This is a genomic window from Paenarthrobacter aurescens, from assembly GCF_025421775.1.
Classification (GTDB): Bacteria; Actinomycetota; Actinomycetes; order Actinomycetales; family Micrococcaceae; genus Arthrobacter; species Arthrobacter aurescens_B.
This window is the reverse complement of sequence record NZ_JAOEFX010000050.1, coordinates 1-389: the sequence shown is the minus strand read 5'-3', so window position 1 is coordinate 389 and position 389 is coordinate 1. Positions and strand designations below refer to the sequence as shown.

General features: G+C 54.2%; 1 protein-coding gene. It reads right to left on the bottom strand.

Going from position 1 to position 389, the window contains the following annotated elements:
* On the bottom strand, positions 1-287 hold a 287-nt coding region (locus N7568_RS22640), incomplete at its 3' end, for a hypothetical protein (protein WP_261611988.1).
* Between the last annotated feature and the right edge of the window lie 102 nt (positions 288-389).

Genomic DNA, 389 nt, shown 5'->3' with positions numbered 1-389 from the left:
TCCCCACGCCCATCACGCCGCCTGCCACGGTGAGCGCGGCATGCGGTGTGATCCGCGCTGAAAAACAGCGCAGAGCCGATCATGCCCAGCTCAGAGGTGGATATACCGAGGTCCACCAGGGCGCTTTTGGCGACGGTAAATGATAGCCGGCATACGTAAAAAGTCACATAAGCCAGCGTCATCGCCAGAAACGTCTGCCACCGGACGAAGCGAAAGCGCTGTTCATTAAAAGCACCGGCGTGTTTCTCCGGGCTGGCGCGGAAATAGCTGAGTAATCCAGACATCATGTTGTCTCAGAAAGGCGGAGGAGTTGCTGATTGCTATGTATCATCCCTGACTGACTGAACCGTATTTTGAAGAGTACTGAAAAAGAAGCACTGACAGTGAAG